At 53.7% G+C, this 255-nt stretch carries 1 rRNA gene; it reads right to left on the reverse strand.

Annotated features, from left to right (window positions below):
- Window positions 1-255: ribosomal RNA gene (locus tag KI367_RS26950) — 23S ribosomal RNA — on the reverse strand; the annotation flags it as partial.

The following is a 255-nucleotide window of genomic DNA, read 5'->3' on the forward strand; positions in this document are numbered from 1 at the left end:
CGACCGCCCCAGTCAAACTGCCCGCCTGACACTGTCCCCGTACCGGATCACGGTACCAGGTTAGAACCTAGATACGATCAGGGTGGTATCCCAACGTCGCCTCCACACAAGCTGGCGCTCATGCTTCGAAGGCTCCCACCTATCCTGTACAGATCGTACCCAAATCCAATATCAAGCTGCAGTAAAGCTCCATGGGGTCTTTCCGTCTTGTCGCGGGTAACCTGCATCTTCACAGGTATTAAAATTTCACCGGAT

It is taken from the genome of Paenibacillus cookii (genome assembly GCF_018333375.1).
In the GTDB taxonomy this organism is placed as follows: Bacteria; Bacillota; Bacilli; order Paenibacillales; family Paenibacillaceae; genus Paenibacillus_AQ; species Paenibacillus_AQ cookii.